Here is a 19,772-nt window from a genome sequence, read left to right on the forward strand (position 1 = left end):
CCGGCACGCGCTCAATCGTCGCTGCGGCCGTTCAACAGGCGGCTGATCGACTCCATGGAGTAACCCCGGTACGCCAGGAAGCGGCCCTGCTGGGCCTTTTCCCTGGCGTCCTGCGGCAGGCGGGCGAACTTGCGTCGCCAGACCTCACGCAATTGCGCGCTCCAGTCGACCTCGCAGGCACCCAGCGCCCTTTCGATATCGGCACGCGGCAGGCCGCGTTGCGCCAGTTCTTCACGAATGCGCAACGGCCCATGGCCGCCGCGGGCGCGACTGGCGATGAAGCTTTCGAGATAGCGCGATTCGTCGAGCAGACCTTCCTCGGCCAGGCGGTCGAGGGTGGGATCGATCAACTCGGCAGACGCGCCACGCTGGCGCAACTTGCGGGAAAGCTCGGCGCGCCCGTGCTCACGGCGCGCCAGCAGATCCATGGCCGCCCGCCGCACGGCGACGGGCGTATCGAGCACGGTCGCCATTGGCCTCAATCGGCTTCGGCGTCAGCCACTTCTTCGGCGTCAGCCTTCACCGGACCGCTCTTGGCCAGCAGCTGGTCGCGGATGGTCTTCTCCAGCACCGAACCGATCTCCGGATTGTCTTCCAGGTACTTGGCGGCGTTCGCCTTGCCCTGGCCGATCTTGCTGCCCTGGTAGCTGTACCAGGCGCCGGACTTCTCGACCAGGCCCAGTTGCACGCCCAGGTCGATGATCTCGCCGGTACGGTAGATGCCCTTGCCGTAGAGGATCTGGAACTCGGCCTGGCGGAACGGCGGGGAAACCTTGTTCTTCACCACCTTGACGCGGGTTTCGCTACCCACCACCTCGTCGCCTTCCTTCACCGCGCCGGTACGACGGATGTCCAGGCGGACCGAGGCGTAGAACTTCAGCGCGTTACCGCCGGTGGTGGTTTCCGGGTTGCCGAACATGACGCCGATCTTCATGCGGATCTGGTTGATGAAGATGACCAGGCAGTTGGCGTTCTTGATATTGCCGGTGATCTTGCGCAGCGCCTGGGACATCAGGCGCGCCTGCAGGCCGACGTGGGCGTCGCCCATCTCGCCTTCGATCTCGGCCTTGGGCACCAGCGCGGCCACGGAGTCGACGATGATCACGTCGACCGCGTTGGAGCGCACCAGCATGTCGGTGATTTCCAGGGCCTGCTCGCCGGTGTCCGGCTGGGAGACCAGCAGGTCGTCGACGTTGACGCCCAGCTTGCCGGCATAGTCGGGATCGAGCGCGTGCTCGGCGTCGACGAAGGCACAGGTGGCACCCTGTTTCTGGGCCTCGGCGATCACCGAGAGGGTCAGGGTGGTCTTGCCCGAGGATTCCGGACCGTAGATCTCGACGATCCGGCCCTTGGGCAGGCCGCCGATGCCGAGGGCGATGTCCAGGCCCAGGGAGCCGGTGGAGATGGCCGGGATCGCCTGGCGCTCATGGTCGCCCATGCGCATGACCGCGCCCTTGCCGAATTGGCGTTCGATCTGTCCCAGGGCCGCGGCCAGGGCGCGCTTCTTGTTCTCGTCCATTGAAGTCCTCGCGAAGTCAGGGCGGCCGGACGGCCACGAACAACTGTATAAGTAGACAGTATTATTCCACAGGGCAAGTCGCTCGCCTACCCCCGACGGGAAGAATGTTCCGAACGGTTGCCCGCAGGCGCGGCTAGCCCGGGTTCTCGCCGTTGCTCATGCGCAGCAGGCCGGTCAGCGCGGTCGCCACCGTCTGCCGGCGCACGGCGTCGCGGTCGCCGTTGAACTGGCAGCGCTCGCTGACCAGCCGCTCGCCGTCGGCCCAGGCCAGCCAGACCGTGCCTACCGGCTTTTCCGGCGAGCCACCGTCGGGCCCGGCGACACCGCTCACCGCCACCGCGAAACGCGCTCCGCTGTGCCGCTGGGCGCCGCGCACCATGGCCTCGACCACTTCCCGACTGACCGCGCCGACTGCCGGGAACAGCGACTCGGGCACCTCCAGCTGGAGGGTCTTCTGGCGGTTCGAGTAGGTCACGTAGCCAGCCTCGAACCAGCCCGAACTCCCCGGGATGCGGGTGATCGCCTCGGCGATGCCGCCACCGGTGCAGGATTCCGCCGTGCTGACCTGCTCGCCCAGGTAACGAAGGCTTTCGCCGAGGCGGGCGGCCAGTGCGGTCAGGTCGGACTCCATCAGGGTCATCACTGTTCTCCAGGGTAGAAACGGAAAGGGACTACCCTACACCATCGGCTTTTCCATTCAGAAGCAGCTTTCGGACAAGCGCAACCGCGCGAAGGCAGCGAATGCGCGAACATGCGTGCTCCATCACCGTCCAAGGAAAGGCACCCCATGAACATAGCGCCACTCAAGGTCTCCCTGCTGTCCCTCGCCCTGCTCCTCTCCCCCGTTGCCAGCCTCCCCGCCCATGCGGCCTGCACCGCCAACCTGGCCCTGCAACCCGCCAGCAGCCTGCCCGCGCTCGGCGGGCGCCTGGTCTACCACAGCTATATGGAGTACGGGGACGGCTCCTCGAACCTCTACCTGCACGATTTCAAGAGCAAGAGCACCCGCCAGCTCAACCAACCCGGCTGGAACATCGAGGACCCGATGAATGCGCATTTCTCCCCGGACGGCCGCTACCTGACCTTCATGGGCCGCCAGAATGGCGCCTGGCACGTGTTCGCCTGGGCCATCGGCGGTACCCAGGCGCCGAGCAACCTGACCGCGGCCATCGGCGGTCGCAACGAGGACCCGAAGTTCTCCTTCGACGGCCGCCAGGTCGTGCTCAAGCACGAGGGCGACATCCGCCTCGCCACCCTGGTCTTCAATGGCGATGGCAGCGTCGGCGTGAGCGCCTGGAAAGCCGTGACCAGCGACGGCTGGAGCACCGAGGAGTCGATGCCGTTCCTCACCCCCTCAGGCAAGTACGTGGTCTACGCGACAGGAGCCGGCGACAGCCTGCGGGTGGTGCGCAGGAACCTGGAGAACGGCCAGGTCAACCCCCTCGCCACCCCGGCCGCGGGGGGCCGCGACTATTACCCGGTGGTACGCGACTACACCGCCTACTTCCTCTCGCGTACCCAGCCGGCCGGCAACGACCAGTTGGCCATGGTCGTACCCAACAGCCCGCCCGGCACCCCGGCGATCCTGCCGCTCAACCACTGCCAGGGCGACAATTCCGATGCCGCGCCGGTGAACGAGGACTACCTGATCTTCTCCAGCACTTCGTTCGACCCGACCTACAGCCTGCTCCTCGGCGACATCGCCGCGGCGCGGGTCTGGCGTCTCGACCCGGCGCAGATCAACCTGCCCGACGGTCGGCAGAAGCTCGGCGCCAGCTATACCGCGGCACGCTGAAAGCAGCCCGCACAGGCGCGGACCTGAGGGTCCGCGCCGGTTCCGAACGGACCCGACACAGGCCGGTGAATCGGGTTAACATTGCCCTCTTTTGCACCGTCCAAAGCCCGCTTCCGAAGGCCCGTATGACCGACCTCTCTCAGCACACGCCAATGATGCAGCAGTACTTCAAACTGAAGCATCAGCACCCCGACCAATTGATGTTCTATCGCATGGGCGACTTCTACGAGCTGTTCTACGAGGACGCGAAGAAGGCCGCCAAGCTGCTCGACATCACCCTGACCGCACGCGGCCAGTCCGGCGGCAAGGCGATCCCGATGGCAGGCATTCCCTTCCATTCGGCGGAGGGCTACCTGGCCAAGCTGGTCAAGCTCGGCGAGTCGGTGGCGATCTGCGAGCAGATCGGCGACCCGGCCACCAGCAAGGGACCGGTGGAGCGCCAGGTGGTGCGGATCATCACCCCCGGCACGGTGAGCGACGAGGCGCTGCTCGACGAACGCCGCGACAACCTGCTGGCGGCAATCCTCGGCGACGAGCGCCTGTTCGGCCTCGCCGTGCTGGACATCACCAGCGGCCGCTTCAGCGTCCAGGAGATAAAAGGCTGGGAAACCCTGCTGGCCGAACTGGAGCGCCTCAACCCGGCCGAGCTGCTGATTCCCGACGACTGGCCACAGGGCCTGCCGGCGGAGAAGCGCCGCGGCGTACGTCGCCGCGCGCCGTGGGACTTCGATCGCGACTCGGCGCACAAGAGCCTCTGCCAGCAATTCGGCACCCAGGACCTGAAAGGCTTCGGCTGCCAGAACCTGACCCTGGCCATCGGCGCCGCCGGCTGCCTGCTCGCCTACGCCAAGGAAACCCAGCGTACCGCCCTGCCGCACCTGCGCAACCTGCGCCACGACCGCCTCGATGACACGGTGATCCTCGACGGCGCCAGCCGCCGCAACCTGGAGCTGGATATCAACCTCAGCGGTGGCCGCGAGAACACCCTGCAATCGGTGGTCGACCGCTGCCAGACCGCCATGGCCAGCCGCCTGATGAGCCGCTGGCTGAACCGTCCGCTGCGTGACCGCGCGGTGCTGGAAGCCCGCCAGGAGTCCATCGCCTGCCTGCTGGAACGCTATCGCTTCGAGAACCTGCAACCGCAGCTCAAGGAAATCGGCGACCTCGAACGTATCCTCGCCCGCATCGGCCTGCGCAACGCCCGCCCTCGCGACCTGGCGCGCCTGCGCGACGCGCTGGCGGCGTTGCCGGACCTGCAGAACGCCATGACCGAACTGGAAGCGCCGCACCTGCAGGCGCTGGCCACCACCATCGGCACCTATCCCGAACTCGCCGAACTGCTGGCCAAGGCGATCATCGACAACCCGCCGGCGGTGATCCGCGACGGTGGCGTGATCAAGACCGGCTATGACGCCGAGCTGGACGAGCTGCAGGCGCTGAGCGAAAACGCCGGGCAATTCCTGATGGACCTGGAAGCGCGCGAGAAGGCCCGCACCGGCCTGCCCAACCTGAAGGTCGGCTACAACCGCATCCATGGCTACTTCATCGAGCTGCCACGGGTGCAGGCCGAACAGGCGCCGGCCGACTACATCCGCCGGCAGACCCTGAAAGGCGCCGAGCGCTTCATCACGCCGGAACTGAAGGCCTTCGAGGACAAGGCGCTGTCGGCCCAGAGCCGCGCCCTGGCCCGCGAGAAGGCGCTCTACGAAGAGCTGCTGGAACGCCTGATCGGCCATCTCGCTCCGCTCCAGGACAGCGCCTCGGCGCTGGCGGAGCTGGACGTGCTGGCGAATCTCGCCGAACGCGCGCTGAACCTCGACCTGAATCGCCCGCGGTTCGTCGAACACACCTGCCTGCACATCGAGCAGGGCCGCCATCCGGTGGTCGAGCAGGTGCTGGAGACACCGTTCGTGGCCAACGACCTGGCGCTGGATGCCGACACCCGGATGCTGGTGATCACCGGTCCGAACATGGGCGGTAAATCCACCTACATGCGGCAAACCGCGCTGATCGTGCTGCTTGCGCACATCGGCAGCTTCGTTCCGGCTGCACGCTGCGAGCTGTCCCTGGTGGACCGCATCTTCACCCGCATCGGCTCGTCCGACGACCTTGCCGGCGGCCGCTCGACCTTCATGGTGGAGATGAGCGAAACCGCCAACATCCTGCACAACGCCACCGACAAGAGCCTGGTGCTGATGGATGAGGTCGGCCGCGGCACCAGCACCTTCGACGGACTGTCGCTGGCCTGGGCAGCGGCCGAGGACCTGGCCCGGACTCGCGCCTTCACCCTGTTCGCCACCCACTACTTCGAGCTGACCGTACTGCCGGAAAGCCAGCCCGCGGTAGCCAACGTGCACCTGAACGCGACCGAGCACAATGAACGCATCGTGTTCCTGCACCATGTACTGCCGGGACCGGCGAGCCAGAGCTACGGCCTCGCGGTGGCCCAGTTGGCCGGCGTGCCGACTCCGGTAATCCAGCGCGCCCGCGAACACCTCAAGCGCCTGGAAACCACCAGCCTGCCGCACGAGATGCCGAGCCAGCAGAGCGGCAAGCCCGCCTCGCCGATGCAGAGCGACCTGTTCGCCAGCCTGCCGCACCCGGTGATCGATGAATTGTCGAGGATCAATCCCGACGATATCAGCCCGCGGCAAGCTCTCGATCTGTTATATGCATGGAAGATGCGGGTCTGACGGACTACCGCACAAGCTGCTAGAATCGCGCGCGCTTAGCCGCCCGCCTGAGGAGAGAACTAGAAAATGACCTTCGTCGTCACCGACAACTGCATCAAGTGCAAATACACCGACTGCGTGGAAGTCTGCCCGGTAGACTGCTTCTACGAAGGACCCAACTTCCTGGTCATCCATCCGGACGAGTGCATCGACTGCGCCCTGTGCGAGCCCGAATGTCCGGCCCAGGCGATTTTCTCCGAAGACGAAGTGCCGGAGAACATGCAGGAATTCATCGAGCTGAACAGCGAGTTGGCGGAAGTCTGGCCGAACATCACCGAGAAGAAGGATGCCCTGCCCGACGCCGAGGAATGGGACGGCGTCGCCGGCAAGCTCCAGCATCTGGAGCGCTGATACGCCAAGGCCCGCAAACAGCGGGCCTTTTCTTTGGCGACGAGTAAAACGGCAGGCAAAAAAAAGGGGCGGGGTATTACCCCGCCCACTCTTCAGTCCCTCGTCATCATCCTGATGAATCGCCTCCCTGGCGACGTCCCTTCCCCGATCCTTCGGGGTTGCGTGTTCCCTGTACGCAGGAGTGATATTAGCGATTCCCTGTGCTCCCGCAACCTGCCAGAAAACCCAGCGAAGCTTCTTCGGCAGTCATTTTAGAAAAATATATTCCTTTATTTTCAATAAGTTACTTAAATTCACCGAGTGTTTTTGGCAAACCTCCCGGGCATTTATCTACTTAGGCTCACACACTGTGTAAGTTAATGCTTACAAGAGCAGACACAAAAAACCCGGCGAACGCCGGGTCTTCCGTGGGTCTGAGGATTTCCGTCACTGGAACAGCGCGTCACTCGACAGGCCGTTCTTCTCCAGGATCTCCCGCAAGCGCTTCAGCGCCTCGACCTGGATCTGACGAACCCGCTCGCGGGTCAGGCCGATTTCCTGGCCGACCTCTTCCAGCGTGCTGCTTTCGTGCCCGCGCAAGCCGAAGCGGCGAATCACCACCTCACGCTGCTTGTCGGTGAGTTCCGTCAGCCACTGGTCGATGCTTTCGCTGAGATCGTCATCCTGCAGCAGCTCGCACGGATCGGTGGGGCGATCGTCGGTGAGCGTATCCAGCAGGGTCTTGTCCGAGTCCGGACCAAGAGAGACGTCCACCGAAGTCACCCGTTCGTTCAGGCCGAGCATGCGCTTGACCTCGGCGACCGGCTTCTCCAGCAGGTTGGCGATTTCTTCGGGGGAAGGTTCGTGGTCGAGCTTGTGGGTCAGTTCCCGCGCCGCACGCAGGTAGACGTTGAGCTCCTTGACCACATGGATCGGCAAGCGAATGGTCCGGGTCTGGTTCATGATGGCCCGTTCGATGGTCTGGCGGATCCACCAGGTGGCGTAGGTCGAGAACCGGAATCCGCGCTCCGGATCGAACTTCTCCACGGCGCGGATCAGGCCTAGGTTGCCTTCCTCGATCAGATCGAGCAGGGACAGTCCGCGATTGACATAGCGCCGGGCGATCTTCACCACCAACCGCAGGTTGCTCTCGATCATCCGCTTCCGACCAGCGGGATCGCCCTTCTGCGCCAGACGAGCGAAGTGGACTTCCTCTTCGGGCGTCAACAGGGGCGAGAAACCGATTTCGTTGAGATACAGCTGCGTTGCGTCCAACGCGCGCGTGTAGTCGATGTGCTTGTGTTGTTTGGAAGAGAAGGAAGTGGTGGCTTTTGGAGTTGCCCGGGGAGAAGGCTGCTCGTCGGCAGACGACTCGTCCAGCATGATGCCAGGCTCCAGGAGGAGCACTTCATCATCGTGGTCAAACTCCGGCCCTTCTTTTTTGAGTGCCATGTCGTTATCCCTTGCATGAGTTCGACTCAAGCCCGGGCGATTCCTTTCCCGCTGGACACGCCCGGACCCGCTCACCTACATGATGTGGGCGGGCGAACTCCCGGTCAGCGACGTGGCAAATATTGCAGTGGATCGACAGGCTTACCCTGGCGGCGAATCTCGAAGTGCAGCTTCACCCGATCGGTTCCTGTGGAGCCCATCTCGGCAATCGATTGCCCTACCTTGACCTGTTGCCCTTCCCGCACCAGCAGCCTGCGGTTGTGACCGTAGGCACTCACGTAGGTCTCGTTGTGTTTGATGATGACCAACTCGCCGTAGCCCCGCAAACCACTACCGGCGTATACAACGGTCCCACCAGACGCAGCCAGGACAGGCTGGCCCAATTGACCGGCTATATCAATCCCTTTATTCAAACTTCCGTTTGAGGCAAAACGGCCGATCAGACTACCGCTCGCAGGCCATGCCCAACCGCCCACCGCAGGCCCCGCGACGACGGGAGTCGCGCCGCTGCTGGGTGGGGTCGTGGTGGAGGCCGGAGCCGGTGCGGGCTTGGCAGGTACCGACGTACTAACAGCGGGTGGAACCGGGGCAGGCTTGGTCGCCACGGGCGGAGCGACGACCGGCGTGTTTTTCGCGACGGACGGTTGCGCCGGTGCCCGCCCACCAAATTGGATAGCTTGACCGACCTGGATGGTATAGGGCGGTGCGATGCCATTGCGCGCGGCCAGGGCTTTCCAGTCCCAGCCGAAGCGGAAGGCAATGGAATACAGGGTGTCGCCGCGGCGCACGATGTACTGCCCGCTGGTGACCGGCGTACGCCGCGCAGCGGCAGGCGCGGAACCGTTGCGATCGACGACCTTGACCCCGCCGGGAGGCGACGACGAACAGGCGGCGAGAAGGGAACAGACGACGGCCCCGAGCAACAGGTGGCAGCCACCGTAGAGCCGAGTCCATTGCCGCAGGGTCGCTGCTAGCCTCAATCCTTCCCCCTTATCCATCTTCTTCGCTTTCGTTCAATCGGGCCGGCGACGCCGGCCGCCGGCTCAGGCGATCGGGCCGTTGAGCAGCGGGACGAAACGTACCGAGTCGAGTACCTGGCGGCTGAACCCGTCCTCGGTGCGGACGATCAGCATCAGTTGCTGGACCTCGCCGCCACCGACCGGAATCACCAGGCGCCCCCCCGGGGCCAACTGGTCCAGCAACGACTGCGGGACTTCCGTGGCCGCCGCGGTGACGATGATTCCATTGTAGGGAGCCAACGCCGACCAGCCTTCCCAGCCATCGCCCCAACGAAAGACAACATTACGCAGGTTTAGCTCCGCAAGACGCTCCTTGGCCTTGTCCTGCAACGCCTGGATCCGCTCGACGGAGAAGACCCGCTCGACCAGTTGCGCCAGCACCGCGGTCTGGTAGCCGGACCCGGTACCGATCTCCATGACCTTGTCCAGCGGGCCGGCCGCCAGCAGCAACTCGGTCATCCGCGCCACCATGAATGGCTGGGAAATGGTCTGGTTGTGGCCGATCGGCAGGGCGGTGTCTTCGTAGGCGCGATGCGAGAGCGCCTCGTCGACGAACAGATGACGCGGCGTGCGGCGGATCACCTCGAGCACGTGGGCGTTGGACAGGCCTTCTTCGTACAGGCGCTGGATCAGGCGCTCTCGGGTACGCTGGGAGGTCATGCCGATACCCCGGCGATGCAGGTCTTCGGACATCACGTCAGTCCTCCCAGCCACTCGTCGAGGCCGCCGAAGGCTTCGTGGAAGGTGCGGTCCAGCTGCAACGGGGTGATCGACACGTAGCCTTGCATGACCGCGTGGAAATCCGTCCCCGGCCCGCCATCCTCGGCATCGCCGGCCGCGGCGATCCAGTAGCCTTCCTTGCCGCGCGGATTGACCACCTTCACCGGTGCGGCGGCACGGGCGCGGTGCCCGAGGCGGGTCAACTGGATACCGCGTACGCGATCCAGCGGCAGGTTCGGGATATTGACGTTGAGCACGGTACGCGGCGGCACGGCCAGGCGCTCGTGGGCGGAGACCAGCAGGCGGGCGAAGTGCATGGCGGTGGGCAGGTTGTCCGTCAACCGCGAGACCAGCGAGAAGGCGAAGGCCGGCCCCTTCAGGAAGCGCCCTTCGATGGCCGCCGCCACGGTACCGGAATAGAGGACGTCATCGCCGAGGTTGGCGCCCAGGTTGATACCCGAGACCACCATGTCCGGCAATTCCTCCAGCAAGCCGTTCAGGCCCAGGTGCACGCAGTCGGTCGGCGTGCCGTTGAGGCTGATGAATCCGTTGTCCAGGCGCTGCGGGTGCAGCGGGCGGTCCAGCGTCAGGGAACTGCTGGCGCCGCTCTTGTCCTGGTCGGGGGCGATCACTACGCAATCGGCATGATCCGCCAGCGCGTCGTAAAGCGCGGCGATACCGGGTGCGGTCACCCCGTCGTCGTTGGCAATCAGTATGCGCATGGGTTTTCCGTCTGCCCTGTCGGTACCAGGTCGAGGATTTCACGCACCACTACGGTGGCGAAACAACCGGCCGGCAGGACGAATTCCAGTTGCAGAACATCAGGTTCGGGATAATGCCACGCCAGCCCCTGGATGGGGAGCCGCAGGATGCGCCGTTCGTGCGCCATGCCCGCCTTAGCCAGCCAGCGGCAGAGCGCCGGCTCGCTCCCGGCCAGGGCCAGCTCGCGTTCGAGGACGCCGGCGCCGCTCGGCGGATCGCCCTCGCCCCAGAGCGGTCCGGTGGGGTGCAGGTCGAGGGCGGCCAGACGGGCATCGCGGCATTCTTCCTCGCCAGCGAGGAAAAAGCTGCGGCTGTCGGTGAAGGCCAGCAGGTCGCCGACCGCTGCCCGGTTCCAGCTACCCTCCGCGACCCGCTCGGCGAGCAGGCGATTGAACAGGTAGCTGCGCCCGGCGGAAAGGAAGCGCGAACGCAGGTTGCGGTTCGCCGGCAGCAGGTCCTGTTCCGCGCAACTGCGCGCGTCGACCAGGTTGCCGCCGCCGTGGCCGAAGCGTTGCAGGCCGAAATAATTGGGCACGCCGTCCGCGGCGATACGTTCCAAGCGCGCGTCGAGAACGGCACGCTCCGCCCGCAGCCCGGTCAGACGCAGGGTGAAGCCGTTGGCGGCATGCGCGCCTCGCTGCAACTTGCGCGAATGACGGGTGCGGCGAAGAATCCGCAGGTCCGCGCCCTCGGCTGCGCCCAGGTCGGGATCGGCCTTGCCCGGCAGGTGCAGGCTGAACCATTGCCGGGTCAGGGCCTGGCGGTCCTTCAACCCGGCGTAGCTGACGTTCTTCTGCTGCACGCCGGCGGCGCGGCCGAGGCGACGGGCCGCCTCCTCGGTGTTCAATCCGCGCTTTTCCACCCACAACCAGAGGTGCTCGCCTTCACCGCTGAGGGGAATGTCCAGCACCTCGTCGACCTGGAAGTCCTCGGCCACGGCCTTGAGCACCGCCTCGCCGCAGGCTGCCCCATGGGCGCGCGGCCCGAGCAGGTCGAGTTCGCCGAGAACGCTCATCGGGCCATCAGCAAAGCGACCGCATGTACAGCAATGCCCTCTTCGCGTCCGGTGAAACCTAGCCGCTCGGTAGTGGTGGCCTTGACGTTGACCTGGTCGACCGCGACGCCGAGGTCCTCGGCGATCGACCCGCGCATGGTCTCGATGTGCGGCGCCATCTTCGGTGCCTGGGCGACGATGGTGGCGTCGACGTTGCCGACCTTCCAGCCCTTCTCGGCGACGATGGCGACCACGTGTCGCAGCAGCGCGCGACTGTCGGCGCCCTTGAACCGCGGGTCGGTGTCCGGGAAGTGCTTGCCGATGTCGCCCAGCGCCGCCGCGCCGAGCAGCGCATCGGACAAGGCGTGCAGCAGCACGTCGCCGTCGGAGTGGGCGACCAGCCCATGTTTGTGGGGAATGCGCACGCCGCCGAGGGTGATGAAGTCGCCCTCGCCGAAGCGATGCACGTCGTAGCCATGGCCAATTCGCATGAAAAAACGCCCTGGTTGGAGTCAGGGCGTGATTCTACCCCGGATCGGGGCAGGCTTCAGGTATCGCGGATCAACCGTTGAGAACCTGGGCATGGTGGCGCAGGTGATCCTCGATGAAACTGGCGATGAAGTAGTAGCTGTGGTCGTAGCCTGGTTGCAGACGCAGCTCCAGCGGGTGGCCGGCCTTGTCCGCCGCATTGCGTAGCGCTTCCGGCTTGAGCTGGACGGCGAGGAAGTCGTCGCGCTCGCCCTGGTCGACCAGGATCGGCAAGCGTTCGGACGCACCCTCGAGCAAAGCACAGGCATCCCACTCGCGCCAGGCTGCCGGGTCCTCGCCCAGGTAGCGGGAGAACGCCTTCTGGCCCCAGGGGCAATCGCTCGGATGGCAGATCGGCGCGAAGGCCGACAGCGACAGGTAGCGCCCCGGGTTGCGCAGCGCGCAAACCAGCGCGCCATGCCCGCCCATCGAGTGCCCGCTGATGCCGCGCCGCCGGGACACCGGGAAATGCGCCTCGATCAGCGCCGGCAACTCGTGCACCACGTAGTCGTGCATGCGGTAGTGCGCGGCCCAGGGCTCCTGCGTGGCGTTCAGGTAGAAGCCTGCGCCCAGGCCGAAGTCCCAGGCGCCGTCGGGATCGCCGGGGACACCGCTGCCGCGCGGGCTGGTATCCGGCGCCACCAGTACCAATCCCAGTTCGGCGGCGACCCGCTGGGCACCGGCCTTCTGCATGAAGTTCTCGTCGGTACAGGTCAGCCCGGACAGCCAGTACAGGGCCGGCAGCGCCGCCTCCGGCTCGGCCTGGGGCGGCAGGTAGATGGCGAAGACCATCTCGCAGTTCAGGGTCCGGGAAAAATGACGGTAACGCTGGTGCCAGCCGCCGAAGGTCTTCTGGCTGCCGATCAGTTCGAGGGAATCCTTCACGTGACCTCCGTGAAACGGTCGTGGCGAGCTGCAGGGCCCGCCGCGACGGCTTGTCAGTAATGAATGACGGTGCGGATGCTCTTGCCTTCGTGCATCAGCTCGAAGGCCTCGTTGATGTCCTCCAGCCCCATGGTGTGGGTGATGAAGGTATCCAGCGGGATCTCGCCCTTCTGCGCCTTCTCGACATAGCTCGGCAACTCGCTGCGCCCGCGCACCCCGCCGAACGCCGAACCGCGCCAGACGCGGCCGGTGACCAGTTGGAACGGCCGGGTGCTGATTTCCTGGCCGGCGCCGGCGACACCGATGATCACCGACTCGCCCCAGCCCTTGTGGCAGCATTCCAGCGCGGCGCGCATCAACTGCACGTTGCCGACGCACTCGAAGGAGTAGTCGACGCCGCCATCGGTCAGTTCGACGATGACGTCCTGGATCGGCTTGTCGTAGTCCTTCGGATTGATGAAGTCGGTGGCGCCCAGCTCCCTGGCGATGTCGAACTTGCCCGGGTTGATGTCGACCGCGATGATGCGCGCGGCCTTGGCCATCTTCGCCCCGATGATCGCCGCCAGGCCGATACCGCCCAGGCCGAAGATGGCAACGGTAGCGCCCTCTTCCACCTTGGCGGTATTCAGCACGGCGCCGATCCCGGTGGTGACGCCGCAACCAAGCAGGCAGACCTTCTCCAGCGGCGCGTCCTTGGGAATCTTCGCCAGGGAGATTTCCGGCAGCACGGTGTATTCGGAGAAGGTCGAGCAGCCCATGTAGTGGAAGACCGGCTCGCCCTTGTAGGAGAAACGGCTGGTGCCGTCGGGCATCAGGCCCTTGCCCTGGGTGGCGCGCACGGCCTGGCAGAGGTTGGTCTTGCCGGACAGGCAGAATTTGCACTTGCCGCACTCGGCGGTGTAGAGCGGGATGACATGGTCGCCCACCTGCAGGGAGGTCACGCCCTCGCCCACCGCTTCGACGATACCACCACCTTCGTGGCCCAGGATGCACGGGAACACCCCCTCGGAATCCTGGCCGGACAGGGTGTACGCGTCGGTATGGCAGACGCCGGTGGCGACGATGCGCACCAGTACCTCGCCCTTCTGCGGCGGCGCCACATCCACCTCGACGATTTCCAACGGCTTGTTGGGGGCGAAGGCGACGGCGGCACGGGACTTGATCATCTGGGAACTCCTGAACGATGGAAGCCGGCGGGCCGCTAAGCGACCCACTGAAACGGAAAGTGTAGAAAACCGCGTTTCAAGGAATAATCAGGCAATAATCAAAACATTATTGCCATACAGGGACAATCCAGATGAATCGCTGGGAAGGACTCGACGAATTCGTCGCTGTCGCCGAAACCGGGCAGTTCACCGCGGCAGCCGAACGCATGGGCGTTTCCTCGTCGCACATCAGCCGCCAGGTCGCCCGCCTGGAGGAGCGCCTGCAGACCCGCCTGCTCTACCGCAGTACCCGGCGAGTATCGCTGAGCGAAGCCGGACAGACCTTCCTGCAACATTGCCAGCGCCTGCAGGACGCCCGCGACGAAGCCCTGCGCGCGGTCAGCGACCTCTCCGCGGAGCCCAAGGGCCTGCTGCGCATGACCTGCGCCGTGGCCTACGGCGAACGTTTCATCGTGCCGCTGGTGAATGCCTTCATGGCCGACTATCCGCAACTGCGGGTCGACATCGAGTTGTCCAACCGCCAACTGGACCTGCTCCACGAGGGCTTCGACCTGGCCATCCGCCTCGGCCGCCTGAGCGATTCGCGATTGGTCGCCACACGGTTGGCGCCACGCCTCATGTACCTCTGCGCCACCCCGGAATACCTGCGCCGCCACGGTACTCCGCAGTCGCCGACGGAACTCGGCCAGTTCAACTGCCTGATCGGCAGCAGCGACCTGTGGAGCTTCCTCGAGGACGGCCGGGAAACCCAGCACCGGGTCCAGGGCAACTGGCGCTGCAACAGCGGCCAGGCGGTGCTCGACGCCGCCCTGCGCGGCTTCGGCCTGTGCCAGTTGCCTGACTACTATGTGATCGAGCATCTGCGCAGCGGCCGCCTGGTCTCCCTGCTGGAAGGCCACCAGCCGCCGAATACCGCGGTATGGGCGCTGTACCCGCAGCAGCGGCACCTGTCGCCGAAAGTCCGGCAACTGGTGGACTATCTCAAGGAAGGCCTGGCGCAATCCCATCCGGGACTCGCCGGGGAGAAAAACCTGCGCTGAAGCAGTAAGGCGTTTCGCCGCTGCGATAGACTTGGCAGTTTCCCGCTCCACCCGCTATCGATTCAAGGAAGTCGCATGTCTGCCCTCAATGCGTTTCGCCAACGCTACCTGGTGAGGTTCTGGTCGCCGCTGCCGGCGCTGGTCGCCCTCGGCGTCGCCTCCGCCTACTACTTCGCGCTCACCGGCACCTTCTGGGCGGTGACCGGCGAATTCACCCGCTGGGGCGGCCACGTGCTGTCCTGGTTCGGCTACCAGCCACAGGACTGGAGCTACTTCAGGCTGATCGGCCTTCAAGGCACGCCGCTGGACCGGATCGACGGAGTGATGATCATCGGCATGTTCCTCGGCGCCCTGTGCTGCGCCCTCTGGGCCGGCAACGTCAGCCTGCGCTGGCCGACCAGCAAACGTCGCCTGCTGCAGGGCCTGGTCGGCGGTATCGTCGCCGGCTTCGGCGCACGCCTGGCGATGGGCTGCAACCTGGCGGCGTTCTTCACCGGTATCCCGATGTTTTCCCTGCACGCCTGGGCCTTCATGTTCGCCACCGTCGGCGGCGCCTGGATCGGCGTGAAGATCAGCCTGCTGCCGTTCCTGCGCACACCGCTGAAAGTCGGCGCCACGGCCAGCGCCCTGCCCAGCGCCGAAAGCCTGGCCCGACGCGCACGCCTGCAGGCCCGCCTGGGCCTGGCGGTGCTGGCGCTCGCCGCGCTGTTCGCCGCCTGGCGCTTCGAGGTATCGCTGGTGCTGGGCATGGCCTGCCTGTTCGGCCTGCTGTTCGGCGGCCTGATCGAGCGCGCGCAGATCTGCTTCACCAGCGCCGCACGGGACCTCTGGACCACCGGCCGGACCCGCGCCGCCTTCGGCATCCTGCTCGGCATGGCGGCCGCCTGCATCGGTACCTTCGCCGCGATCCGCCTGGGCGTCCCGCCGAAGATCTTCTGGATGGGCCCGAATGCGATCATCGGCGGCATTCTCTTCGGCATCGGCATCGTCCTCGCCGGCGGTTGCGAGACCGGCTGGATGTACCGTTCGATGGAAGGCCAGGTGCACTTCTGGGTGGTCGGCATCGGCAACGTCATCGGCGGAACCCTGGTGGCGGTGTTTTGGGACCAGTTGGGCACCCGCCTCGCCCTGCCCTATCCCAAGCTCGACCTGCTGGAAAGCTTCGGGCCCGGCAACGGCCTGCTATTGACCTTCGCCGGCCTGGCACTGTGCCTGCTGCTGGTGCAACTGAACGCCTCCCGATTCACCCGACCGCGGAAACCGAACCATGAGCCAGCCCGACAAACCGACCCTGTCGCTTGACCTGCGCGGCGAACATTGCCCGTACAACGCCATCGCCACCCTGGAAACCCTGGCGACCATGCAGCCGGGCGAACGCCTGGAAGTGGTCACCGACTGCTCGCAATCGGTCCACGGGATTCCCGAAGACACCCAGCGCCAGGGCTACAAATGCCTGGCGGTGGAGCAGCATGGCGCACTGTTCCGCTTCCTCATAGAGGTGCCGCTGGAAAGCTGAACGAGCGAGCCTGCAACGACAAGAAAGCCGACCCTCGGGTCGGCTTTCTTGTGCCAGGGATCAGTGCGGAAAACTGCGCTGCAGGCGCAGCAGGTCTTCCGGGGTGGTGATCTTCAGGTTGTCGGCGCGCCCTTCCACCAGTTTCGGCGCATAGCCGGCCCACTCCATCGCCGAAGCCTCGTCGGTGATCGCCACGCCGGCCACCAGCGCATCGGCCAGTGCCCGGTGCAGGGCGCCGAGGCGGAACATCTGTGGCGTATAGGCCAGCCAGACCACCGAGCGGTCGATGGTTTCGCTGACCCGGCCGTCGCGGTCGGCACGCTTGAGGGTGTCCCTCGCCGGCACCGCCAGCAGCCCGCCGACCGGATCTTCGGCGAGTTCTTCGAGCAGGCGGTCGAGGTCGCCGCGGGTCAGGTTCGGCCGCGCAGCGTCATGCACCAGCACCCAATCGTCGGCCTGTGCCCCCAGCTCCAGCAGGCGCAGCAAGCCGCTCAACACTGAGTCGGCGCGTTCGACGCCCCCGGCGGCGCGCTGCACATGCCGGCTGGCGGCGCAGTCCAGCCCGGGCCAGTAGGGATCGTCTTCGGCCAGGCAGACCACCAGGCCCCTGAGCATCGGGTGCTCGAGGAAACAATCGAGGGTGCGCTCGATCACGGTACGGCCGGCAAGATCGAGATATTGCTTCGGGCGGTCGGCGCGCATGCGCGAACCCACGCCGGCGGCGGGGATCACCGTCCAGAAGGCGGGAAGGTCGGAAGTCGTCATCGGGAGAAGGGTCGTCAGCTCACTTGGCGAGCTGGTAGAGGGTTTCGCCGTCCTTGACCATGCCAAGCTCGTGCCGCGCACGCTCCTCGACGGTCTCGGTGCCTTTCTTCAGCTCGGCGACTTCGGCTTCGAGAATCCGGTTGCGCTCCAGCAGGCGCTCGTTCTCGCCATGCTGGTCGGCGATCTGCTTCTGCAGGTCGCGCACCTGCGCCAGGCTGCCATCGCCGACCCACAGGCGATATTGCAGGCCCGCCAGCGCCAGGATCAGCACCACGAACAGCCAGTAGGGGCTACGTAACCTCAAGCCTCGAACTCCTTGAGAAGAAAAGGGGTGGCTCTTGCCACCCCTTCACCGTACCAGACTAGGCTCAGCCGCGGAATTCCGCGCGACCACGGTACGGCGCCTTGGCACCCAGCTGCTCCTCGATGCGCAGCAGCTGGTTGTACTTGGACACGCGGTCGGAGCGGCACAGCGAACCGGTCTTGATCTGACCGGCGGCGGTACCCACGGCCAGGTCGGCGATGGTCGAGTCCTCGGTTTCGCCGGAGCGGTGCGAGATCACCGCGGTATAGCCGGCGGCCTTGGCCATCTGGATGGCCTCTAGGGTCTCGGTGAGCGAACCGATCTGGTTGAACTTGATCAGGATCGAATTGCCGATGCCCTTCTCGATGCCTTCCTTGAGGATCTTGGTGTTGGTCACGAACAGGTCGTCGCCGACCAGTTGGACCTTGGCGCCGATCTTGTCGGTCAGGCCTTTCCAGCCGGCCCAGTCGGACTCGTCCATGCCGTCCTCGATGGAGATGATCGGGTAGCGCTGGGTCAGGCCGGCCAGGTAATCGGCGAAACCGGCGGCGTCGAATACCTTGCCTTCGCCTTCCAGGTCGTACTTGCCGTCCTTGAAGAATTCGCTGGAGGCGCAGTCCAGGGCCAGGGTCACGTCGTCGCCCAGCTTGTAGCCGGCCTTCTCGACGGCCTCGGCGATGGCGGCCAGGGCGTCTTCGTTGGACGACAGGTTCGGCGCGAAGCCGCCTTCGTCACCGACGGCGGTGTTCAGGCCACGGGCCTTCAGCACGGCCTTGAGGTGATGGAAGATCTCGGCGCCCATGCGCAGCGCCTCGGCGAAGTTCTTCGCGCCGACCGGCTGGACCATGAATTCCTGGATATCGACGTTGTTGTCCGCATGCTCGCCGCCGTTGATGATGTTCATCATCGGCACCGGCATGGAGTACTGGCCGGGGGTGCCGTTGAGGTCGGCGATGTGCGCGTACAGCGGTACGCCCTTGGCCTGTGCGGCGGCCTTGGCGGCAGCCAGGGACACCGCGAGGATCGCGTTGGCGCCCAGCTTGGCCTTGTTCTCGGTGCCGTCCAGCTCGATCATCGCGTGGTCGAGGGCTTTCTGGTCGGCCGCGTCCTTGCCCAGCAGCAGGTCGCGGATCGGGCCGTTGATGTTGGCCACGGCTTTCAGCACGCCCTTGCCCAGGTAACGGCTCTTGTCGCCATCGCGCAGCTCGAGGGCCTCGCGGGAACCGGTGGAAGCACCGGAAGGCGCGCAGGCGCTGCCGACGATGCCGTTGTCCAGGATCACGTCCGCTTCAACGGTAGGGTTGCCGCGGGAGTCCAGGACCTCACGGCCCTTGATGTCGACGATCTTTGCCATTCTTGTTAACACTCCGAAGTGAATGAACGGGGCGGTCTGAGGAGACTAGGCAGTCTCGATTGCAGGAAAGCTCTTGATCAGCTCGTCCAGTTGCTTGAGCTGGGACAGGAAGGCTTCGAGTTTGTTCAGGCGCAGCGCGCACGGACCGTCGCACTTGGCGTGCTCGGGGTCCGGATGGGCCTCGAGGAACAGCCCGGCGAGCTTCTGGCTGAGCCCGGCCTTGGCCAGGTCGGTGACCTGGGCGCGCCGGCCGCCGGCGGAGTCCGCGCGACCGCCGGGCATCTGCAGGGCGTGGGTGACGTCGAAGAATACCGGGTACTCGAACTGCTTCATGATGCCGAAGCCGAGCATGTCGACCACCAGGTTGTTGTAACCGAAGGAGGAGCCGCGCTCGCAGAGGATCAGGCGGTCGTTACCGGCTTCCTCGCACTTGGTCAGGATGTGCTTCATCTCCTGGGGCGCGAGGAACTGGGCCTTCTTGATATTGATCACCGCGTTGGTCCTGGCCATCGCCACCACCAGGTCGGTCTGCCGCGAGAGGAAGGCCGGCAGCTGGATGATGTCGCAGACCTCGGCCACCGGCTGGGCCTGGAACGGCTCGTGGACATCGGTGATGACCGGCACCTTGAAGGTCTTCTTGATCTCTTCGAAGATTTTCATTCCCTCTTCCAGGCCCGGGCCACGGAACGAGTGGATCGAGGAACGGTTGGCCTTGTCGAAGCTGGCCTTGAACACATAGGGGATACCGAGTTTCTCGGTAACCCGTACGTATTCTTCGCAGACCTGCATGGCCATGTCGCGCGACTCCAGCACGTTCATGCCGCCGAACAGCACGAACGGCAGGTCGTTGCCGATCTGGATATCGCCGACGCGAACGATCTTCTGTGCCAT

General features: G+C 65.5%; 21 protein-coding genes. 6 read left to right on the forward strand and 15 right to left on the reverse strand.

The window, feature by feature from the left end; all coding sequences use genetic code 11:
• Positions 1–11: 11 nt before the first annotated feature.
• The 3 genes from recX to AC4OR5_RS03245 all read right to left on the reverse strand — a co-directional run bounded on the left by recX (position 12) and on the right by AC4OR5_RS03245 (position 2,159).
• A complete protein-coding gene (gene recX / locus AC4OR5_RS03235; protein WP_023097299.1) occupies positions 12–473 on the reverse strand; it encodes a recombination regulator RecX in 462 nt (153 codons plus the stop codon).
• Between the two features lie 5 nt (positions 474–478).
• Positions 479–1,519, reverse strand: coding sequence for a recombinase RecA (gene recA / locus AC4OR5_RS03240; RefSeq protein WP_003092260.1), 1,041 nt, complete (start codon positions 1,517–1,519; stop codon positions 479–481).
• Positions 1,520–1,652: 133 nt separating this feature from the next.
• Positions 1,653–2,159, reverse strand: a complete 507-nt coding sequence (locus AC4OR5_RS03245) for a CinA family protein (RefSeq protein ID WP_003092262.1) — start codon at positions 2,157–2,159, stop codon at positions 1,653–1,655.
• A 147-nt stretch (positions 2,160–2,306) separates the two neighbouring features.
• Between AC4OR5_RS03245 and AC4OR5_RS03250 the strand changes: the two genes are divergently transcribed.
• The 3 genes from AC4OR5_RS03250 to fdxA all read left to right on the forward strand — a co-directional run bounded on the left by AC4OR5_RS03250 (position 2,307) and on the right by fdxA (position 6,397).
• The gene (locus AC4OR5_RS03250) at positions 2,307–3,314 is read left to right on the forward strand and encodes a TolB family protein (protein WP_031638797.1); all 1,008 of its coding nucleotides are present in this window, start codon (positions 2,307–2,309) and stop codon (positions 3,312–3,314) included.
• 125 nt (positions 3,315–3,439) lie between these two features.
• A complete protein-coding gene (mutS, locus tag AC4OR5_RS03255; protein ID WP_079992460.1) occupies positions 3,440–6,007 on the forward strand; it encodes a DNA mismatch repair protein MutS in 2,568 nt (855 codons plus the stop codon).
• 66 nt (positions 6,008–6,073) lie between these two features.
• Positions 6,074–6,397, forward strand: coding sequence for a ferredoxin FdxA (fdxA, locus tag AC4OR5_RS03260; protein ID WP_003092272.1), 324 nt, complete (start codon positions 6,074–6,076; stop codon positions 6,395–6,397).
• A gap of 426 nt (positions 6,398–6,823) precedes the next feature.
• Here fdxA and rpoS read toward each other — a convergent pair whose 3' ends face one another.
• From rpoS to AC4OR5_RS03300, 8 genes are all read right to left on the reverse strand, one after another.
• The gene (gene rpoS / locus AC4OR5_RS03265; RefSeq protein WP_003113871.1) at positions 6,824–7,828 is read right to left on the reverse strand and encodes an RNA polymerase sigma factor RpoS; all 1,005 of its coding nucleotides are present in this window, start codon (positions 7,826–7,828) and stop codon (positions 6,824–6,826) included.
• Between the two features lie 104 nt (positions 7,829–7,932).
• Positions 7,933–8,826: a peptidoglycan DD-metalloendopeptidase family protein gene (locus tag AC4OR5_RS03270; RefSeq protein ID WP_003138035.1), complete on the reverse strand. Its 894-nt coding sequence runs from the start codon at positions 8,824–8,826 to the stop codon at positions 7,933–7,935.
• Positions 8,827–8,871: 45 nt separating this feature from the next.
• On the reverse strand, positions 8,872–9,507 hold the full coding sequence (locus AC4OR5_RS03275; RefSeq protein ID WP_003098558.1) for a protein-L-isoaspartate(D-aspartate) O-methyltransferase: 636 nt from the start codon (positions 9,505–9,507) through the stop codon (positions 8,872–8,874).
• A 32-nt stretch (positions 9,508–9,539) separates the two neighbouring features.
• Positions 9,540–10,289 carry a 5'/3'-nucleotidase SurE gene (gene surE, locus AC4OR5_RS03280; RefSeq protein ID WP_003092341.1) on the reverse strand — a complete coding sequence of 250 codons (750 nt, stop codon included), beginning with the start codon at positions 10,287–10,289 and terminating at the stop codon, positions 9,540–9,542.
• Positions 10,277–11,344, reverse strand: a complete 1,068-nt coding sequence (truD, locus tag AC4OR5_RS03285) for a tRNA pseudouridine(13) synthase TruD (RefSeq protein WP_004345456.1) — start codon at positions 11,342–11,344, stop codon at positions 10,277–10,279. The genes surE and truD overlap by 13 nt, the downstream gene beginning before the upstream one ends.
• Complete coding sequence (gene ispF / locus AC4OR5_RS03290) at positions 11,341–11,814, reverse strand: 2-C-methyl-D-erythritol 2,4-cyclodiphosphate synthase (protein WP_003092346.1); 474 nt, start codon at positions 11,812–11,814, stop codon at positions 11,341–11,343. The genes truD and ispF overlap by 4 nt, the downstream gene beginning before the upstream one ends.
• Before the next feature lie 70 nt (positions 11,815–11,884).
• Positions 11,885–12,736 (reverse strand): S-formylglutathione hydrolase, encoded by an 852-nt coding sequence (gene fghA / locus AC4OR5_RS03295; protein ID WP_009876912.1) that lies wholly within the window; start codon positions 12,734–12,736, stop codon positions 11,885–11,887.
• A gap of 53 nt (positions 12,737–12,789) precedes the next feature.
• On the reverse strand, positions 12,790–13,902 hold the full coding sequence (locus AC4OR5_RS03300) for an S-(hydroxymethyl)glutathione dehydrogenase/class III alcohol dehydrogenase (protein WP_003092351.1): 1,113 nt from the start codon (positions 13,900–13,902) through the stop codon (positions 12,790–12,792).
• A 131-nt stretch (positions 13,903–14,033) separates the two neighbouring features.
• Between AC4OR5_RS03300 and gfnR the strand changes: the two genes are divergently transcribed.
• From gfnR to yedF, 3 genes are all read left to right on the forward strand, one after another.
• On the forward strand, positions 14,034–14,942 hold the full coding sequence (gfnR, locus tag AC4OR5_RS03305) for a glutathione-dependent formaldehyde neutralization regulator (protein ID WP_003092354.1): 909 nt from the start codon (positions 14,034–14,036) through the stop codon (positions 14,940–14,942).
• A 75-nt stretch (positions 14,943–15,017) separates the two neighbouring features.
• The gene (gene yedE, locus AC4OR5_RS03310) at positions 15,018–16,244 is read left to right on the forward strand and encodes a selenium metabolism membrane protein YedE/FdhT (RefSeq protein ID WP_058161233.1); all 1,227 of its coding nucleotides are present in this window, start codon (positions 15,018–15,020) and stop codon (positions 16,242–16,244) included.
• Entirely contained in the window at positions 16,210–16,458 is a 249-nt protein-coding gene (yedF, locus tag AC4OR5_RS03315) for a sulfurtransferase-like selenium metabolism protein YedF (protein WP_003138031.1), read from the forward strand. Before yedE ends, yedF begins: the two co-directional genes overlap by 35 nt.
• Positions 16,459–16,518: 60 nt before the next feature.
• Here the strand turns inward: yedF and ispD are convergent, their stop codons facing one another.
• The 4 genes from ispD to kdsA form a co-directional block, all read right to left on the reverse strand.
• The gene (gene ispD / locus AC4OR5_RS03320) at positions 16,519–17,223 is read right to left on the reverse strand and encodes a 2-C-methyl-D-erythritol 4-phosphate cytidylyltransferase (RefSeq protein ID WP_003138030.1); all 705 of its coding nucleotides are present in this window, start codon (positions 17,221–17,223) and stop codon (positions 16,519–16,521) included.
• A gap of 19 nt (positions 17,224–17,242) precedes the next feature.
• On the reverse strand, positions 17,243–17,527 hold the full coding sequence (ftsB, locus tag AC4OR5_RS03325; RefSeq protein WP_003098569.1) for a cell division protein FtsB: 285 nt from the start codon (positions 17,525–17,527) through the stop codon (positions 17,243–17,245).
• 64 nt (positions 17,528–17,591) lie between these two features.
• Entirely contained in the window at positions 17,592–18,881 is a 1,290-nt protein-coding gene (gene eno / locus AC4OR5_RS03330; RefSeq protein ID WP_003092364.1) for a phosphopyruvate hydratase, read from the reverse strand.
• A gap of 45 nt (positions 18,882–18,926) precedes the next feature.
• A complete protein-coding gene (gene kdsA, locus AC4OR5_RS03335) occupies positions 18,927–19,772 on the reverse strand; it encodes a 3-deoxy-8-phosphooctulonate synthase (protein ID WP_023106046.1) in 846 nt (281 codons plus the stop codon).

This window comes from Pseudomonas sp. YA1 (assembly GCF_058680555.1).